This window comes from Aquirufa originis (genome assembly GCF_042714495.1).
In the GTDB taxonomy this organism is placed as follows: domain Bacteria; phylum Bacteroidota; class Bacteroidia; order Cytophagales; family Spirosomataceae; genus Aquirufa; species Aquirufa originis.
Map to the genome: position 1 here is coordinate 385826 of NZ_JBBKXY010000003.1, position 18423 is coordinate 404248.

The 18423-nt window shown below is 37.2% G+C and carries 13 protein-coding genes and 1 tRNA gene; 10 read left to right on the forward strand and 4 right to left on the reverse strand.

Features of this window, described 5'->3' with window-relative positions; genetic code table 11:
• Window positions 1-5: 5 nt before the first annotated feature.
• Window positions 6-533, reverse strand: a complete 528-nt coding sequence (locus SKC35_RS10110) for a DinB family protein (protein ID WP_252624074.1) — start codon at window positions 531-533, stop codon at window positions 6-8.
• Window positions 534-608: 75 nt separating this feature from the next.
• On the opposite strand from SKC35_RS10110, the gene SKC35_RS10115 reads away from it, so the two are divergent.
• From SKC35_RS10115 to SKC35_RS10145, 7 genes are all read left to right on the forward strand, one after another.
• Window positions 609-685: transfer RNA gene (locus SKC35_RS10115), tRNA-Asp, on the forward strand.
• Between the two features lie 200 nt (window positions 686-885).
• Window positions 886-3591, forward strand: coding sequence for a substrate-binding domain-containing protein (locus tag SKC35_RS10120; RefSeq protein WP_377979254.1), 2706 nt, complete (start codon window positions 886-888; stop codon window positions 3589-3591).
• Between the two features lie 192 nt (window positions 3592-3783).
• Entirely contained in the window at window positions 3784-5100 is a 1317-nt protein-coding gene (locus tag SKC35_RS10125; RefSeq protein WP_377979255.1) for a sugar porter family MFS transporter, read from the forward strand.
• Between the two features lie 4 nt (window positions 5101-5104).
• On the forward strand, window positions 5105-6025 hold the full coding sequence (locus SKC35_RS10130) for a carbohydrate kinase family protein (protein WP_377979256.1): 921 nt from the start codon (window positions 5105-5107) through the stop codon (window positions 6023-6025).
• Between the two features lie 26 nt (window positions 6026-6051).
• Entirely contained in the window at window positions 6052-9189 is a 3138-nt protein-coding gene (locus SKC35_RS10135) for a SusC/RagA family TonB-linked outer membrane protein (protein ID WP_269007216.1), read from the forward strand.
• A gap of 60 nt (window positions 9190-9249) precedes the next feature.
• Window positions 9250-10956: a RagB/SusD family nutrient uptake outer membrane protein gene (locus SKC35_RS10140; protein WP_269007215.1), complete on the forward strand. Its 1707-nt coding sequence runs from the start codon at window positions 9250-9252 to the stop codon at window positions 10954-10956.
• A 101-nt stretch (window positions 10957-11057) separates the two neighbouring features.
• Window positions 11058-12515: a glycoside hydrolase family 32 protein gene (locus SKC35_RS10145; protein ID WP_269007214.1), complete on the forward strand. Its 1458-nt coding sequence runs from the start codon at window positions 11058-11060 to the stop codon at window positions 12513-12515.
• Between the two features lie 647 nt (window positions 12516-13162).
• On the opposite strand, the gene SKC35_RS10150 is transcribed toward SKC35_RS10145, so the two are convergent.
• Genes SKC35_RS10150 through SKC35_RS10160 form a run of 3 tightly spaced genes read right to left on the reverse strand, consistent with a single transcriptional unit; the run spans window position 13163 to window position 16524 of the window.
• Window positions 13163-13816: a nucleotidyl transferase AbiEii/AbiGii toxin family protein gene (locus SKC35_RS10150; protein WP_269007212.1), complete on the reverse strand. Its 654-nt coding sequence runs from the start codon at window positions 13814-13816 to the stop codon at window positions 13163-13165.
• On the reverse strand, window positions 13788-14306 hold the full coding sequence (locus SKC35_RS10155) for a helix-turn-helix transcriptional regulator (protein ID WP_377979257.1): 519 nt from the start codon (window positions 14304-14306) through the stop codon (window positions 13788-13790). The genes SKC35_RS10150 and SKC35_RS10155 overlap by 29 nt, the downstream gene beginning before the upstream one ends.
• Before the next feature lie 46 nt (window positions 14307-14352).
• Complete coding sequence (locus SKC35_RS10160) at window positions 14353-16524, reverse strand: B12-binding domain-containing radical SAM protein (protein WP_377979258.1); 2172 nt, start codon at window positions 16522-16524, stop codon at window positions 14353-14355.
• A gap of 337 nt (window positions 16525-16861) precedes the next feature.
• Between SKC35_RS10160 and SKC35_RS10165 the strand changes: the two genes are divergently transcribed.
• From SKC35_RS10165 to SKC35_RS10175, 3 genes are read left to right on the forward strand one after another with little or no spacing between them, the layout of a single operon-like run.
• Window positions 16862-17803, forward strand: coding sequence for a hypothetical protein (locus SKC35_RS10165; protein WP_377979259.1), 942 nt, complete (start codon window positions 16862-16864; stop codon window positions 17801-17803).
• 38 nt (window positions 17804-17841) lie between these two features.
• Window positions 17842-18147: a hypothetical protein gene (locus tag SKC35_RS10170; protein WP_377979260.1), complete on the forward strand. Its 306-nt coding sequence runs from the start codon at window positions 17842-17844 to the stop codon at window positions 18145-18147.
• A 15-nt stretch (window positions 18148-18162) separates the two neighbouring features.
• Window positions 18163-18417 carry a hypothetical protein gene (locus SKC35_RS10175; protein ID WP_377979261.1) on the forward strand — a complete coding sequence of 85 codons (255 nt, stop codon included), beginning with the start codon at window positions 18163-18165 and terminating at the stop codon, window positions 18415-18417.
• Window positions 18418-18423: the final 6 nt, after the last annotated feature.

The following is an 18423-nucleotide window of genomic DNA, read 5'->3' on the forward strand; positions in this document are numbered from 1 at the left end:
GCAATTTAAGAAATTTGGCTTAAATATCGCTCCTTAATTATCCTAAGGTGGTGTTTTTCATGGCCAGCAATCATCCAAGCTAATGCTCGCGCACTGATCGATTTACCGTTTGCCTGGCCCATTTGGTTCCATTGCTTGCTGGAAAATGAGTTCAATAAAACTAAGGACGCGACACGGGTAGCCTTGTATTGTGCTAAAATATCCATCGCTTCCTGCGTTTCGTATTCTGATGCCGCCTGGTATTCATTTTCGTCAAATCCTGGTAAGGCTGTTTTTTCGCCTCTGGATAGGGCCAAAACTCGGTATGAAAAGATTCTTTCCGTATCAACCATATGTCCTAATAAACCTTTCAGGCTCCACTTTCCTGCTGCATAGGCGAACTCTGCTTGACCTTTAGGTAAATTATCATACAAGTCGATGATTTCTTTGGACTGATTTTTCAATACCTCGAATAAATTTTCTTCTTTCTCAAAACTCAGATATTCAGCGAAATACGGAGCATTCGGGTATTCATAGCTAGCAGGTAAATGCATATTTTCTTATTTTTTTACCCAAAGGTATTGTTTCAAAGCAGAAAATCCCTAATTTTGTGCCACCAATTACAAGACGGTCCGGTAGTTCAGTTGGTTAGAATACATGCCTGTCACGCATGGGGTCGCGGGTTCGAGTCCCGTCCGGACCGCCAAATATAAATTAAGTCTCTGATTTTCAGGGACTTTTTTTATGCCCGGTGCTAAATCGGGTGCTATAAATAAATTCTATTTTTATTTAAAGTAAATATTCCTTCACTTTAAGACTCCTGATTAAATATACTTTGTAACATTATTCATAGTATTTGTCTATTTTTCATAAGTATATTTAGGAAGGATTCCCCAATTTTATTGAATGAAGACTTTTATTAATTCGCTTCTTTTAGCTTTTATTATTCTGATTGCTAATTCATGTTCCTTCAAAAAAGAATACAAATACCGTATTGTTTTTTTACAATGCTGTCACGATGATTGGCGAAATGTGATGAATAGTGAAATGAGAAGGGAGTTGGCATTTCATCCAGATATTAAGTTTGAAATCATTGAATCGTATAGTGACACTAAAAAGCAATTAGAACAGATTAAGGAAATTGATAAGCAAAAAATTGACTTATTAATTATTTCTCCCAACGAATCCAAGTCCTTTTCCACTGCTATCGATGAAATATATAAGTCGGGGATTCCAGTAATTTATGTTGATCGAAAAACTAATTCCGAACAATATTCTGCTTTCATTGGAGCAGATAACTATGAAATAGGAAAAACGGCAGGCAAGTTTATCGCTAGTCAGTTTAAAGGTCGAGGGAATGTCATTGAATTAGAATTGGAAATGACCTCTTCACCTGCCATCGAAAGAAATCGTGGATTTAATGAGGCTATTAACCTTTATCCCGAACTGAATAAAGTGGCGACTCTCGAAGTCAAAAATATCGAATTAGATATAAATAAGAAATTAGCAGGTACATTAAAAAATCACCCTGAAACGAATATTATTTTCGCGCACACTGATTTTTTAGCATTATCTGCCTATCGGACGGCCCAAAAATTAGGGAAAGCAAAAGACTTATTCTTTGTTGGTATTGATGCAATTCCGGTGATAAATGGTATGCAATTGGTTAAAAATGGCACATTAAATGCCACTTTATTGTATCCTACGGGTGGCGCTGAGGTAATCCAAACCGCTGTTAAAATTCTTAATAGACAAGCCTATAATAAAGAAACGAAGCTTTTGACAAATGTGATAACATCGGATAATGTCAATATAATGTTATCCCAAATCCAGAAAATAAAAGAACAACAAGTTGAAATTGAGCGGGAAACATTAAAAATTAATGATTTGAATAAAACCTACTCAACCCAAGGAAACCTTTTATATTTTATAACTGCTTTGCTTACGGTTATGGTTGTTTTAGGGGTTTTCCTGTATTTTCTTTTAAATGAAAAACAGCAGTCTAATCGAATTTTAGAAGAGCAAAATTTGGCAATTCTCGAACAAAAAAATGAAATAGAAAAAGTGTCTCTTTTAGCAAAAAAAGCAACAGAAGACAAAATGAGGTTTTACTCCTATATTTCACATGAATTCAAAACACCTTTGAGCCTGATCCTTACTCCGACTGAGGATTTGTTGCAAAGAAAAAGTACCGACTTAAAGGAAATACAATTAACTCTAAAATTGATCAATAAAAATGCTTATCGCCTATTACGTCTCGTTGATCAATTTTTAGAGATGAGAAAGTTGGATGCAGGGAAAATGGAATTAGAAATTGGACAAAATGATTTAGTTGCTTTTATCAAAGATATAGTACAAGATTTTAATTTAAAGGCAAAACAAAAACAGATTGACCTTCAATTTATTAGTCCTTTTAAAGAGATTCAATTCGGATTTGATCCTGAAAAATTAGACAAGGTCTTATTCAATCTCATTTCAAATGCTTTCAAATACACCCCAGATGGGGGCTTGATTCACGTGTCAATTTTAAGAAATATAGATAAAATTGAAATAAACATTGCCGATAATGGGATCGGTATGACCCCCGAAGAAAAAGCTAATGCTTTTGATTTGTTTTACAGAGGAAACAAAAATATTTCTTTAGGAACAGGATTAGGCTTGGCTCTTTCACAAGAGTTTGTTGCCTTGCACAAGGGAGAAATCACGATAAATTCAGAAAAAGGCAAAGGGACCACCTTCAGAATTGTACTTCCTATCATGGAGGTAAAGCACCTTTTGTTAGATAATCCTGTACTAGTTTCTTCTAAAAATAATACTGAATTTGAGGAGGATAGTGCTCTGATGATAGAAAATAATACGCAACTCACGTTTGAGAATACGATAATCTTGATTGAAGACAATCATGATTTGAACCAATTTCTAACCCGAAAATTAGGAAAAAACTATACAGTAGTTGCTACGGATAACGCAGAAGATGGTTGGCAAGAAATTTTAACCTGTATTCCTGACATAATTATTTGTGATGTGATGTTGCCCGGTATGGATGGCTTTGCTTTGACACAGAGGGTAAAATCTGATTTCAGAACCTCTCACATTCCGGTAATTTTATTGACTGCTAAAAGTCAAATTGAAAGTCAAATTGAAGGGACAAAAGCTGGGGCGGATGATTATATTTTAAAACCGTTCAACCAGCAATTATTAGAGGAAAAATTGAAAGGTTTGGTTGAAAATCGAGAACGTATGAGACGCAGATTCTCAACTGAAGTTATTCATCCCAATCAAGTTCAGAAAGGAGAAAGAAGATTTTTAATTGAATTTGAAGCATTAATCGAAAAGAATATTCAAGACAGTTCACTATCAGTCGAGAAATTAAGTCAAGAGTTAGGAATGTCCAGAGTTCAGTTATTTAGAAAAGTATCAGCCTTGACAAACCGAAATGTGGCGGATTACATTGCTGATTATAAATTGCGAAAAGCAAAGATTCTCTTAAATGATCATGAAAAAAACATTTCCGAGATTGCTTACGAGTTAGGCTTCAGTACCCCAAGTTATTTTACGACCTTCTTCAAACAAAAGACAGATAAGACGCCAAGTGATTGGCGGAATAGTTAAATGTATCAATTTTGGTATTTCGTGTTACAATCCTTGTATTATGAGATTGATCTCTCTTTAAATATTATATAAAGTGCTGATAATAAAGTACTTAAAAATTGTTACAGAACTGTAAGTATTTGAAAGAATTCTAATATCCTACCCTAAAGTATTGCTCTAATTTTGATTCATTAAAAACGTAACAAGTTTGTAATGAATCAAAATATTAAAATATTTTTCTGGTCGCTCTCAGCTTCTTTGGGCGGTTTTCTTTTTGGCTTCGATACGGCCGTAATTTCTGGTGTTGAACAAACACTTCAAAAACTTTGGGAACTCAATTCCTTAGAACACGGAGTGACCGTTTCCATTGCTTTAATAGGTACTGTTGTAGGCTCTCTAATTGGTGGTATTCTTGCCTATAAATTTGGCAGAAAAAAATCGCTTTTCATTATCGGCATTCTTTATTTGCTTTCTTCTTTAGGTACCGCTTATGCTTTCGATTGGTCGGTATTTTTAATATTCAGATTTATGGGCGGTCTAGGAGTTGGTGTTTCATCGGTCGTTGCTCCCTTGTATATATCCGAAATCGCTCCAGCTCACAAGCGCGGACGTTTGGTAGCGATGTTTCAGTTCAATATCGTTTTAGGGATTTTAATGGCCTACCTGTCAAATTACTTTTTATCTGGTATAGGTGAAAATGAGTGGCGTTGGATGTTAGGTGTACAAGCCTTCCCTTCGCTTATTTTTACCATTACGGTTATGTTAATTCCTGAAAGCCCACGCTGGTTGATACTTCAAAGAGGAGATGTTTCCACCGCACGAACTATTCTTCATTCTATTGACAAAGATGCTGCTGAGAAGATCATCGTCTCAATCCAGAAAAATACCACTAAAGCGAAAGTAGTTTTGTTCCAAAAAGCCTATAATCGGCCAATCTTGTTAGCAGTGTTATTTGCGGTATTTAACCAAGTTTCTGGTATCAATGCCATTATATATTTCGCTCCTCGCATTTTTGAAATGGGAGGTATTGGTAAAGATTCGGCTTTATTGTCTTCGGCGGGAATTGGGCTAATGAACCTCATTTCTACATTGTTAGGTATTTCGATGATTGATCATTTTGGACGCCGAACCTTAATGAAGGTAGGCTCCGTCGGACTTATTCTTACACTTATTTTGGTTTCTCAGGCATTATTTAGCCAACAAATGAGTTTAAATGTTCCTTTTTATCTTTTCGCGTATATCTCTTTCTTTGGTTTCTCTCAAGGAGCAGTTATTTGGGTGTTTATCTCGGAAATATTTCCTAATGAAGTCCGAGCTAATGGACAAGCCTTAGGCAGTTTTACACATTGGCTAATGGCGAGTTTCATCACTTTTACCTTCCCTTATTTTGCTGAAACCTTTGGGGGTGGGATCGTCTTTGCCTTTTTTGCTTCTATGATGGTTTTACAATTGCTTTTTGTATGGAAACTCATGCCTGAAACTAAAGGAAAATCACTTGAAAACATGGATAACATAATAATTACGCACTAGAAATATGCAGATTCATAAAAACAAGATCATTTGCTTTGGCGAAATGCTTTGGGATATGCTTCCTACAGGAAAAATGCCTGGTGGAGCCCCCATGAATGTTGCTATTCAATTGAAAAATATGGGTAATAATGCTGTAATCATTAGTAGAGTGGGCACAGATGATTTAGGGAATGAGTTGCTCAGATTTATAAAAGATAATGGGCTATCAACGCAATTTATCCAACACGGACAAACGCACCTAACTGGTGTTGTGAAAGTGAATATTGAAGATAAAAATAATGTTAGCTACAAAATTGTCAAACCCGTAGCTTGGGATTATATCGGAGTAGAAAATGATGCATTGGAAGCAGTTAAACATTCGGATTGTTTCGTCTTTGGAAGTCTTTCAGCCAGGTCAGAGGAAACCTTTAATACACTTAAAATACTCTTGGAGGTGGCAAAGTTTAAAGTGTTGGACATTAATTTACGCCCACCTTATTACAACAAAGAAACTATCACGTTTTTACTGAAAAAAGCAGATTTTCTGAAACTTAATCACCTTGAATTAGATGAAATATCAGGCTGGTTTTGTACCAAAGGGACAATTCAAGAAAACCTAAATCATTTGTCCGAATTATTTAACATCGATACGATTTGTGTAACACAGGGTGAAGATGGAGCAATGCTTTTACATCAAAAGGAGTTTTTCCACAGTTCGGGATTTGTGGTTGATGTAGTGGATACAATTGGCAGCGGTGATTCTTTTTTAGCCTCCTTTATCTCAAATTTCTTAAAAAACGTCGCCCTTGAAAATGCCCTGATTGAAGCATGTGCAGTGGGAGCATTTGTGGCCACCCACCATGGAGCTTCTCCTCTTATTTCCAAAGAACAAATTCAGCTTTTAATAAATAATCATTCAGTACGAGTTCCTTTTAGTAAAGTTTAATACATACAATTAAAACAATTCAAATTATGAAAAAAACCCTATTATCTTTTATTGTGATGTTTTTAACATTACAAGCGGCTTATGCCCAACGCCAGGTGACTGGCACGGTCCGAGGAGGCGACAATAATGTGCCTCTCATCGGTGCAAGTGTACTAGTGACTGGTACAAAAATTGGTGCAATCACCGATGTAAATGGCAAGTTTTCAGTTTCAGTTTCTGAAAGTGCTTCTACTATTCAAGTAAGTTTTAGTGGGTATGAAAAACAGGACGTATCCATTAAAGGAGTTAGCGATGTACAAATTACCTTAGCTTATGGAAAAGAATTGAGCGAAGTAGTAGTAGTTGGTTATACATCTCAAAGAAAACAAGACTTGACTGGATCAGTGGTGGTGGTTGATTTGAAACCCATCAAAAATATCAGCTCAGGTAACCCGATGCAATCTTTGCAGGGGCGTGTACCTGGTTTGTATATTGAAAAAGATGGTTCTCCTAATGGAAGTAACTCCCGAATTTTGATTCGTGGAGCCAATACTTTAGGAAATAACGACCCGCTTTATATCATAGATGGAATTCCAACTACTCGTCCTGAGGTGTTCCAAAACATGAATCCAGCCAATATCGAATCAGTTCAAGTATTGAAAGACGCTTCGGCGGAATCTATTTATGGAGCTAGAGCCTCGAATGGGGTTATAATCGTTACCACCAAAAATGGGGGTAATACAGACGGAAAAATTGAATTTCAATTCAACAGCAGTATTTCTGCGCAATCAGAAAAATCGATGCGTTTTAATATGTTGAACTCTTTGGATAGAGGTAAAGCCTTGTGGCAAGCCTCTGTCAATGATGGACAAGATCCCGCTGCTGGTTATGGTGATATATATTCCTTTGACTGGAATAATAATTTCCAAAGTCCAAAATTAAATGGCGTTTCCCTTAAACCTTATGTAGGTGGAGACGCTAATACACCAGCAGGTGATACCAATTGGCAAGATGTCATGTACAAAACAGGTATCGTGACAAAAAATGATTTTACTGCTTCTTATGGCAACAAAAATTCTTCGTTAGAAATCAATATTGGGCAATTGAAAAATACGGGGATGTTGCGTTATACGAACTACGACCGTTTGAGCGGAAGCATCAACGCCATGACGCGTGCATTCAATGATAAATTAAAGTTTGGTGTTAATCTTCGTGTCGCGAATTCAAATGAAACACTTACTGCAAGAGATTTGGGAGGTGCTTCAACTACTTTTTTAGCTGCTACGCTAGTCCCTACCATTCCTGTTTTTCAGAAAGACGGCAAAACCTATGCGGGTGCATCAGGCGGTGGCTATTCGGATAGAAATAACCCTTTGCACATGCAAGAACTTGCGAAATGGAACAATGCAAATCGTTTGAGTTCATTTGGAAATATTTTCGTAGAAATTCAGCCGATCAAAAATCTCTTTTTTAAATCGAATTTGGGCGTTGATAACGCGACATACTTAAATAAGGTGATAACGCCTACATTTTCGGAAGGTGCTTTTAACCGTACGACAAATAGCTTAGCTTTTGACCAAAATCATTACATCAGTACTACTTGGTCAAATACATTGCGTTATAATTGGGATTTGAATGCGAAGAATCAGTTCAAATTTTTAGTTGGTACTGAATATATCAAAACAGATTTGGATTTTCAATTCACGAAGAAAGAAGGATTTGCTCTTCAATCAGAAGATTATTTTACGCTAAATGCTGGAACAGGAAACACCACTGTTTCAGGAGGTTCTACAGGAAGTCGTTTATTCTCTCAATTTGCTCGTGTTGATTATAATTTTTCAGATAAATATTTAGCTGCGGTTACAATTCGTCGTGATGGTTCATCTCGTTTTGGTTCAGATAATCAATATGGAATTTTCCCTGCAGCCTCTTTAGGTTGGAGAATTGACCAAGAGAATTTCATGAAGAGTAATAAAATTTTCTCTGAACTCAAGGCAAGAGTCGGCGTAGGTCGTGTAGGTAATCAACAAATTGGTGATTTAGCTCGTTTTGGTTTATTTGATACAAGATACGGAACAACTCAGGCTCAATTAGTGGGTGGTTTTTGGGAACAATATATGAACATCGGTACAGCTTATTCTTTGTCAGGAGCTAATACCGGGACATTGCCTTCAGGATTCGTTCAAACACAAGCGGCCAATTCGGGATTAAAGTGGGAAACTACAGATGAAATTAACGTAGGTCTAGATTATGCTATTTTGAACAATAAAATTTTCGGATCATTTGATTATTTCACGCGTAATACTTCCGGCATTTTGATTACGCCACCAGTAGCGGCAACGCTTGGTGAGGGACAATCAAAAGCAGTTAATGGTGCATCAAAATCAAATAAAGGCTGGGAATTTGTATTAGGATACCGTGGATCAGTAGGAAATGATTTGAAATTCAATCTTGTTTCAAACTTTGCACATTTCAGAGATGAAATTACCGAATTGCCAGAAAATGTACGTCCAGCTTATGCAGGGAACTTGGTAAATACCATTATTGGACATTCACAATTTGATATTTTCGGTTACAAGACCAATGGACTTTTCCAATCGCAAGCTGAAGTAGATGCGGCTCCTAAACAAATAGGTGCTGGCCCAGGAAGAATTCGATATGTGGATATTAACGGAGATAATAGAATTGATGATTTGGACAGAACTTGGATTGGTACCACTTTACCAGCACTTGAATATGGATTACGATTGGATTTGACCTATAAAAAATTCGATGCCTCTATTTTCGGTTCAGGTGTAGCGGGTAGAGAAGGTTTTGATGTGTATACCGTTTTCAATAATTTAATGAGAAGTAGAGAAAATGTTGGTCCCGGTGTATTTAACGCATGGACACCCCAAAACACAAATACCAATGTGCCTGCTCTAACATTGAAGGATAACAATGGGGAAGGTCGTACATCTGACTATTTCATCGTCAATACTTCGTATTTCAAAATGCGAAACATACAAGTAGGTTATACCCTCACTCCTAAATCTGTATTTTCAAGAATTCGTTTTTATGGAATGGCTGAAAACCTATTTTGGTTAAAAAGCAAGAATTACTTGAGCCCAGATCCAGAGCGTATTGACCTTGACCCTGTGCCGATTCCAAAAACCTTCACTTTCGGAATTAACGCATCTTTTTAAAACTAAATCGAATTAATGAATGACCTCCAAGGGGGTAATAAAACTTAAATTTTTAAAAAAATGAAAAACATAATAGTTTCAACTATAATCGTTTCGAGCCTATTTTTATTCGGCTCCTGCCAGGATGAACTAAATTATACACCCACAGGTGTATTGTCTTCATCTGATTTGACCTCTCCAGCGGCCATTGATGGTTTGGTGACATCTGCTTATGCGGCCATTGGAAATGGTGATATGATTGGACCCATCTATAGTGACTGGGTATACGGAAGTGTTCGTTCTGACGATGCCTACAAAGGTGGGGGTGGTACGGGTGACGTTGGAGAAATAGATGCCCTAGAACACTATAATCTGACTACTCCCACGCTTGGTGCCTTTGTAACTCGTTCTTGGCAAAACCTTTTCAAGTCAATTTCTAGATGTAATGTCGCCCTTCGTGCCGTAAATACTCTAGATGAAGCCAAATATCCATCTAAAAAAATACGTTTAGCTGAATTGCGTTTTTTAAGAGGGCATAGCTACTTTGTTATGAAAAGATTGTACAAAAACATTCCTATTTTCGATGAAACTATTTCTGATGAAGAGATTCTAAAAGTTTCTAATACGATAAGTAATGATGAATCTTGGAATAAAATTGCGGCTGATTTTCAATTTGCTATTGATAATTTACCAACTACACAACAAGAGGTAGCTCGTGCAAATAAGTTAGCAGCTCAAGCTTATTTAGCCAAGGTGCGGTTGTACCAGGCTTATGAGCAAGATGCAACTCATAAAGTTGTAAATATCAATAAAACAAGATTGCAAGAGGTTGTTTCCCTTACACAAGCAGTTATTTCTTCCGGGAAATATAGATTAAGCTCGGACATTGCAGATAATTTCTTGCAGGAAACGGAGAATGGTCCAGAATCCATCTTTGCTATCCAATTTACTGTAAATGATGGAACGACCGCAGGACGTATGAGCTACGAAGATGGATTGAATTATCCGCATGGTGCTCCACAATATGGATGTTGTGGATTTCATGCAGCTAGTCAAAACTTAGTGAATGCACATACAACGGATATTGACGGTTTGCCAAATTTTGAAACATTCAATGAAAGCAATGCAAATCTAAATACTCAAACCGTTGATCCACGCCTTGACCACACCGTTGGAATCGATGGACACCCATATAAATATGATAATTCAAAACCTTTCAACAATAGTTGGGTACGTGATGCAGGTGTATATGGCAATTTTCATACCATGCGTTTTCAACAATTGGCCTCTAGTGGTTCATATTTCAAACTTGGACCATTTATGGGAACTGCAAAAAATTATGATATTCTACGCTTCGATGATGTCTTGTTAATGCAAGCCGAAGCTTACATTCAATTAGGACAACAAGAGAAAGCCTTAGACATCATTAATCAAATCAGAAATAGAGCAGCGGCAAGTACGGGAAGACTAAAAAAAGCAGACGGAACATTTGCTTCCAAGTATAATGTAAAGCCTTATTCATCTACAACCTGGACACAGAATTTTGCTTGGAAAGCATTAATGTGGGAGCGTAGAATTGAATTTGCTACAGAAGGCTCACGTTTTTTTGACTTAGTTCGTTGGGGTATTGCTGAACAAACTCTTAATGAATACATTTCAAAAGAGAAAGTTAGAAGACCGTATTTAGCTACAGCGAAATTTACAGCTGGAAGGGATGAATATCTACCAATTCCACAAGCGGAAATCACTTTTACGAATGGTTTATACAAGCAAAATCCAGGTTTCTAAAACATCTAACAATTTTAGTAGAGGTTAAGAATGATTCGAATGGTAGTAGTTTTTTACTACTACCATTTTTTTCTAATTCATCAATTATAAACTCAAAATCAATGCAAAAATTAGTCACTTTTTTGGCTGTTGTATGCCTGTTAAATGCTTGCATCCCATCTGCAACTTACCGTCCCGCTTACCATTACACTCCGGAGAAAAATTGGGTGAACGACCCCAATGGATTAGTCTATTTGGATGGAGAGTACCATCTTTTTTATCAGTATAATCCAGCGGGAGATAAATGGGGGCACATGAGTTGGGGGCATGCTGTGAGCAAAAACCTTAAAACTTGGGAAGAACTACCGCTTGCCATTCCTGAAACGATGAACGCGGATGGTTCAACTAACATGGTATTTTCAGGAGCGGCCGTTGTGGATAGTCTAAATACGTCGGGTTTTTTTGAGAAAGGTTTTACCAAAGGTATGGTGGCCATATATACTTCTCACTTAAATAAAAATGGAGAAGGTATGGCACAGAGTCAAAGTTTGGCTTATAGTTCTGACAAAGGAAGAACATGGAAATTCTATGATAAGAATCCTGTCTTAGCTATCGGTTTGAAGGATTTCAGAGACCCCAATGTGTTCATGCAGGAAGGAAAGTGGAAAATGATTGTTGCAAAACCACTGGAATTTATGGTGCAGATCTATGAATCTACAAATCTGAAAGAGTGGACATTATTGAGTGAGTTTGGCAAAATGGGTGATGTAGCAAAGATTTGGGAATGTCCATCTCTATTTAAGGTTCCTGTCGAAAATTCAGATAATTCAAAATGGGTAATGCTGGTTTCGAGCGCAGCGGAGGCCACAGAATTTACTGGGATGCAATATTTCGTAGGGGAATTTGATGGAAAATCATTCGTGTCAGACAAACAAGAAGGGGTTTTAAGATTGGATCGAGGGAAAGATTTTTATGCTGCAATCCCCTTTCAAAACCTCCCTTCAAAAGACAAAAATCCAATCATTATGGGTTGGGGTAGCAACTGGAGCTATGCAGGAGATATTCCTTCAGAAGGTAGGAGAGGGATGTTTTCTATGCCACGAAAATTATCTTTGGTCAAAGAAAATGGGCAATTTCGTTTAGTTCAAAAGCCAATCTATTCCAATCGTATCCACTCCAAAGAGTTAAAACTGAAAGCGAGTGAATTGACAAAACCGAAAACTTGGGAAATGAAAAATAATTCCTACAAACTAGGCTTAGTTATTGACTTAGGAAATTCCAATGGTTTTGCAATGGAATTGCTAAAAAATGAGGAAGAGAAATGTGTGCTAACTTATAATGCAATGACTCAAAAATTGTTTTTTGACAGAACCAAGTCTGGAAAAATTGACTTTAACAAAAATTTCACAAGTATCGAAACTATGCAGGCGGTTCCCCAAAATGGCGTCCTGAAACTGGATATTTTTGTAGATAATTCAATTGTTGAAGTATTCGCCAATGAAGGTGAAGCCGTATTGACTGATTTGGTTTTCCCCCAAAAAAATGGAGGGAAAATAATCCTTTCTTTGTTAAAAGATTAACAAGGCACCAAGTTTAATTTATTCCATTTGGTTTAATTATTCATTAATTGTTCCCAAATATTCGAATTATTAATTTTCGATTAAAAAGTAATAAAAAAGAATATTCAGGAAAGAATTATTCCCTGTTCGTACCTTAAAAAAATCTGTAGGTTGTTTTGAAATGGTAAATACGGTTCCTTTTTATTTTTTATATAAATGGTTGATCCCGCCTTATGAGGCTACTGGAACTATCATTTATTTTAAAAGGGTTGTCAAATTTTTGAGATCATTTTTATTACTTTAAGGCATTTAATTATGGAAACATTTGCTGCAATTAAACTTGGTCCTAAGCTAAATAAAATTGGTGGTACCCAGAATGAAAGACGTGGGATAAAACCAAAAAGCAAACCCAAGCACCCAACATTGAAACCTCGTATTCATAAATCTGGAGATTCTAAAAAGTAGGTTAGGGTGGTGCTAAAACCGAAGCAGAACCACCTGATTTGATACAATTTCGATACAATTAGATTAACCAATATAATACCTACACTATTATATTTTGACGTTTTTGTCCGATTTGAGTTCAGTCAGATTGGTTTCATTCCCACCGTCCGGACCGCCAAATAAGAGAAAAGCTTCAAAGAAATTTGAAGCTTTTTTGTTTTCTGTCAAGTAAGATTGAGCTCAGAGATAATTTCTTGAAAATCATCTTTTATAAATTCCCAATATTTACCCTTCAAGCATATAGGGTTTAGATCATCATCTGCATATTCGAATTGGGTTAAATTTTTAATGATAGTATCTTTATCATGGGAATAAGGGTATCGTTTTTCATGTAATGCTATCATTTGTTGAATGCTGTATTTAGGAAGTAATTCATGTAAATCCCAAAAATCTTTTTTCCTTCCTCCTCTTTGAATCACATCCATTTTCATCGCTATAATCTCCTCGATTGAGGCCATTCTTATTGTGTCAATCTCAATACAAGGTTGAATAAATGGGTCCGTATAGAAGATATCTAATTTGACGGTATGTTCGTCGTCTTCTCCTATAAAGAAAGCTTTTCCAAAAGCTGGAGGCATGGTTGTGGTCGCGACATAATTGAATCGCTGCCTCATATAATAATCAATTTGATCAAAGTCTATATCGCCATAGTTGATATCACTAAAAAGATCAATATCGATTGATTCTCGGTGACCAATTTGTAAACTTAATGCTGTTCCACCCACTAAGCGAAAGGAATCAAAAATGGGGCTATTCATCACAATCAAAAGGCTATTTTTTAACAACTCATTAATCGTGTTGTAGTATAGCGTTTTCATTGGGTTGCTTTGAATTGAGGGTGTAAGGTGCTCCAGTTATTTGTTTTAAGGCCTCTGTGATGATGGCTGCACCATAAAATTGCTTGATTTCTGCTATCTCAAGCTCATTTCCTCGTTCAAATATGCGTCGAATTACCGCATTCTTTTGCTTATTCCAATCGATATGACTGATATCTGTATCCCAAAATACTGATTTTCTGATATTGGCTAGATTAGGTGTAACTGGCTTGATTTTTTTCTTCTCTTCCTGAATTTCGAAGTAGGTTTGTAGTAATGCCAAAGTGCCTTCCTCAAAATCGAGTTGTCGTTCAATTTTTAGAGCTAAAGCGGTGTTTAAATTTCGTTTGCCTTTTGTAATGGCATAAAGTGTTTGCGGATGCTCCCCGATAGATAGGGCAAAAGGGCGCTGTGAAATAGCTCTTTTTTTTAATTCCCGCTCTAAAATTATCCCGGGATGGATGCCTTTAAATTTTGAAATGAGGGAGTTCATGAGCCAAATGTAAACAAAATTGTTTACAAATAGTCTAATTTGAAACTTAAACCACTAATAGCCCCATCTCCCTTAACTCTTCCGCGATTTCTCCCTGCCAGAAGTTTTGGAAATCACCTAAGCCTGCCTTTGAAAATGACGCTTCGAATTCAGCAAAGATTCCTGTTTTTTCAGCGCCCAAGGATAAGTTGGGCAATACATCCATAAGCCAATCACCTAGTTTTCCTGAAACCTCTAATTCAACTTCTTCTTTCCCTAAACTGAATAATAGGTATTTTTTAGTCTTCGTAGGAACTGGTCCGAGCCAACAAATTTTTGCGGTGGGTTTAGGGAACGATTCTGCCGTAGATGCTAGAATGCGCTTAATGTAGTTTTTGGGAATTTGCGTGCGGGGAATTTTGAATTCAAACCATTCCTGCAAAGGCATGTCTAAACCGATGCCGTGCATATAATTGAATAAGGATTTCTTTAGTCCTTCACTGAATCGTGCGTGATCCGTACCCGTTGGATCGGCATGCTCTAAATCGTTATTTGCAAATGTTCCTGGTTCAGGATTTAAGATTTGGATCTGATAAGCATCTGGATGTAGGCCTACTGGACTGTGAGCCGTAAGTGCAAATTGATGCCAAAATCCCGAATGCATCACCCCATTCTCCACTAGCTGTCTTACTACTTCCAGTGAATCCACGGTCTCTTGTGCGGTTTGGGTAGGAAATCCATACATCAAATAGGCGTGTACTAAAATGCCGGCTTGTGTAAAATGATCCGCTACTTGCGCCACTTGGGCTACCGTTACGCCTTTATCAATTAGTGTTAGCAAGCGATCCGAGGCTACCTCCAAACCACCTGAAACAGCGATACAGCCCGATCGAACGAGTAATTGGCATAAATCTTTGGTAAAACTCTTCTCAAATCGAATATTCGTCCACCAAACAACGGTCAAATCTCTTCGGATAATTTCGAGCGCCACATCGCGCATTAGAGCAGGCGGCGCGGCTTCATCCACAAAATGAAAACCATTGTTTCCCGTTTGTTGAATCATTGCCTCAATGCGATCCACTAACATCGGTGCCGTGGTGGCCTCGTAGTCTTTGATGTAGGATAAGGAGATGTCGCAAAACGTACATTTGCCCCAATAACAACCGTGCGCAAGGGTCAATTTATTCCATCTTCCATCGCTCCACAAACGATGCATCGGATTCGCGATTTCAATGACGGATAAATAGGAATCCAAGGCTAAATCCGAATAATCCGGAACACCCACATCCTTTTGCTTCACATCGGAATCCTTCGACCCATTCAGGTAGGTAACGGTTCCATCGATGCAACAAAACGTGCGTTTCAGATCTTTTAATTCGCGTGTGCCTTTTAAATACTCCAAAAGATTCATCAAAGGTGTCTCCCCATCATCTAGCGTGATAAAGTCGACAAATTCAAACACGCGCGGCTCTTGTAAAGAGCGTAATTCCGTATTCGCATAACCTCCACCAAAGGCTACTTTGATGGCAGGATGGTGTTTTTTAATCCACTGTCCACAGCGTAAAGCACTGTATAAATTACCTGGAAACGGCGCGGTAATGGCGACTAGATCGGGATTTTCGGCCTCGATTTTGGCCTTTAATATATCTATTAGTAATTCATCGATGTAGGTCAGTGGGGCATTCAAGGCCTGGTTTAACTCTTGAAAACTCGAGGCAGACCTGCCCAGGCGTTCTGCGTAGCGACTAAACCCAAAATGCGGATCCACCGTATCAATAATTAAATCAGATATATCTTCTAAATAAAGCGTCGCTAAATGCCGCGCTTTATCCCGCACCCCCATGCTCCCAAAGGCCCATTCTAAATCTGAAACTTGTTGAAAACGAGACGCTTCCGGCAAGTAGTTTTGCTCCGCAATGACGTGCGCAAGGGTGGGGTTTTTATCGTGTAAAAAGGAAATAACTGGGTCAATCGTGCGAATGTAGGACTGTTTCAGGCGTAGCATTCGTTGCCCATTTTCATTCCCTTTTTTGCCAGAACTTTCAATGTGCGCAAATAAGTTCTTTAGTCCGTTAGCGGAAAAAAGCTGGAGAATGACTTCTAGGCCTAAGTCAGCCTGATAAGAGGCCAAACCTTTGGTATTCAAAAAACCCTTCAAATAGGCCGTCGCAGGGTAGGGCGTATTCAACTGGGTAAAAGGAGGGGTAATGAAAAATACCTTGGGGTCTCTTGAGCTCATTTAGCTCAAAAGTACTTGAAAAGCGCTAAAAAGAAAAGGCTATCTATTGATAGCCTGCTTTCTTCTTTTCTCTTTTTTCTTCTTTTTTCTCCTTCGGAGTTTTCACGGCTTCTTTCTTTGCCGCCTTTTGGGAATTCATGCCTTTGGCCATCTTTTTGGGGTTTAGGCTGGCAAGGTCGGGAATTTATTTGAAAAAACATCAAATTGGATTCGATCTTAAAGAAACAATAGAATTTTGCATGGATCGGATATTTGAACACGTTTGGACTGATTTGAACTCATTTGGACAAGGTTGATTTTGAAATAAAAACGTTGATTTGATTATAGAAAAACAACTATGGATTTAAATGCAGACAAATTAATTGATTGGGCGTATTCCGCAGCAGTTTTAGGTGATAATGGCGAGGCTATAGAAGAATTAGTTCAGGATTATATTACCCAAAATAATGAAATTGAAGATCAAGTTAATAGTTTCATCAACTGGCAATGTGCTAAAATTGGGGCAGGTTCATTTGCTTCTGGATTAGGTGGTATTATAACTCTGCCTATTGCTGTTCCCTCTTCCGTTGCTTTAAATCTTTACATTAATGTTCGACTAGTAGCTGGTATTGCTTATTTGGGCGGTCATGATGTTAAAAATGATAACGTTAAAACTGTTGTTTTAGCGACATTAGTTGGCTCTAGTGTTCAGGAAGTGCTTAAATCGGTAGGCGCAAATATTGCTTCAAAAGGATCTAAGCAACTATTATCAAAAGTTTCATCTACTACACTTCGTGATATTAATAAAATTGTTGGGTGTAGGTTACTGTCCAAAGCCGGAAGCACCAGTCTAATTAATTTATCTAAATTTATTCCCATCATTTCAGGAATAGTTTCTAGTGGAATTGACATTTATCTAACTAAAAAAATTGCACAAATCGCTAAGGGTATTTTTATAAAAGAGGAGAAGATTACCTCTGAGTTATTCGAAATTGAGAAAAATTATATTGGAGTTTGTATTAATCTATTAAAGGTCGACACAAAACTAGAAAGTGAAGAAATAATCGCATTATCTACCTTGATCGATGAGGTATTGATTGATTCAGTTTCACGAGAACAAATGAAATTCCAGTTGAACTCGGAGGATTTATTGCCTATTAATTTTGAATTAATTAAATCTGATGAGCAATTGAGCGAGAATCTAATTAATCGATTACAAGAATTATCAATGATTGATGGTAAAATAACTACAGCAGAATTAAAATACATTTCCGAAGTTATAAACAAGATTAATTCTTAAAATATTATTTAAAATTTAAATCACCAAACATAAATATTATGGCAACTATTAAAGTAATTAAGTCAAGCTCAGTAAAGAGTATCAAGGCTCAGTTTAAAAAAGAGTTCGATTGCTCAATTCGAATTTATAATGGAGCAAAAATCGCTGATGACACGAAGAAAATCTCTGATTTGTCTAAAATAGATAACGCAGGGGGGGAGCTAGAATTGGGTCCTAAAAGTAGAGTGGAAAATGTGGAACGTTATTTTCAAGAGACATTTGGAATAACTGTTCAGATATCTAATTCTACAGATACTAAACTTGCAGATAATTCAATGACTTTAAATCAAGCTGGCAAAGCATAATTTTAAAAATAGACTATGAGCTCAGATATCGAAAAAAGGAAGCGGGAGCGTGAACGTTTAGCTGCTGAAAAGAAGCGCGCAACTGAAGCAAAAAAGAAAGAAAGAGAAAGACAATCAGCAGAGAGAAAAAAAATTGCTGAGGCAAATAAACGAGAGAGAGAACGCCAAGCTTTAGAAAGAAAAAGAATCGCTGAGGCTCACAAAAAAGAGAGACAGCGTCATGCAGAAGCGATAAAGCGGGAAAAGGAAAGACTTAAAAAGAAAAAATAACTAAAC

Bases quoted from the DNA above. Each gene is read 5' to 3' on its own strand.
- SKC35_RS10110 (WP_252624074.1), bottom strand. From the start codon at position 533: ATGCATTTACCTGCTAGCTATGAATACCCGAATGCTCCGTATTTCGCT.
- SKC35_RS10120 (WP_377979254.1), top strand. From the start codon at position 886: ATGAAGACTTTTATTAATTCGCTTCTTTTAGCTTTTATTATTCTGATT.
- SKC35_RS10125 (WP_377979255.1), top strand. From the start codon at position 3,784: ATGAATCAAAATATTAAAATATTTTTCTGGTCGCTCTCAGCTTCTTTG.
- SKC35_RS10130 (WP_377979256.1), top strand. From the start codon at position 5,105: ATGCAGATTCATAAAAACAAGATCATTTGCTTTGGCGAAATGCTTTGG.
- SKC35_RS10135 (WP_269007216.1), top strand. From the start codon at position 6,052: ATGAAAAAAACCCTATTATCTTTTATTGTGATGTTTTTAACATTACAA.
- SKC35_RS10140 (WP_269007215.1), top strand. From the start codon at position 9,250: ATGAAAAACATAATAGTTTCAACTATAATCGTTTCGAGCCTATTTTTA.
- SKC35_RS10145 (WP_269007214.1), top strand. From the start codon at position 11,058: ATGCAAAAATTAGTCACTTTTTTGGCTGTTGTATGCCTGTTAAATGCT.
- SKC35_RS10150 (WP_269007212.1), bottom strand. From the start codon at position 13,816: ATGAAAACGCTATACTACAACACGATTAATGAGTTGTTAAAAAATAGC.
- SKC35_RS10155 (WP_377979257.1), bottom strand. From the start codon at position 14,306: ATGAACTCCCTCATTTCAAAATTTAAAGGCATCCATCCCGGGATAATT.
- SKC35_RS10160 (WP_377979258.1), bottom strand. From the start codon at position 16,524: ATGAGCTCAAGAGACCCCAAGGTATTTTTCATTACCCCTCCTTTTACC.
- SKC35_RS10165 (WP_377979259.1), top strand. From the start codon at position 16,862: ATGGATTTAAATGCAGACAAATTAATTGATTGGGCGTATTCCGCAGCA.
- SKC35_RS10170 (WP_377979260.1), top strand. From the start codon at position 17,842: ATGGCAACTATTAAAGTAATTAAGTCAAGCTCAGTAAAGAGTATCAAG.
- SKC35_RS10175 (WP_377979261.1), top strand. From the start codon at position 18,163: ATGAGCTCAGATATCGAAAAAAGGAAGCGGGAGCGTGAACGTTTAGCT.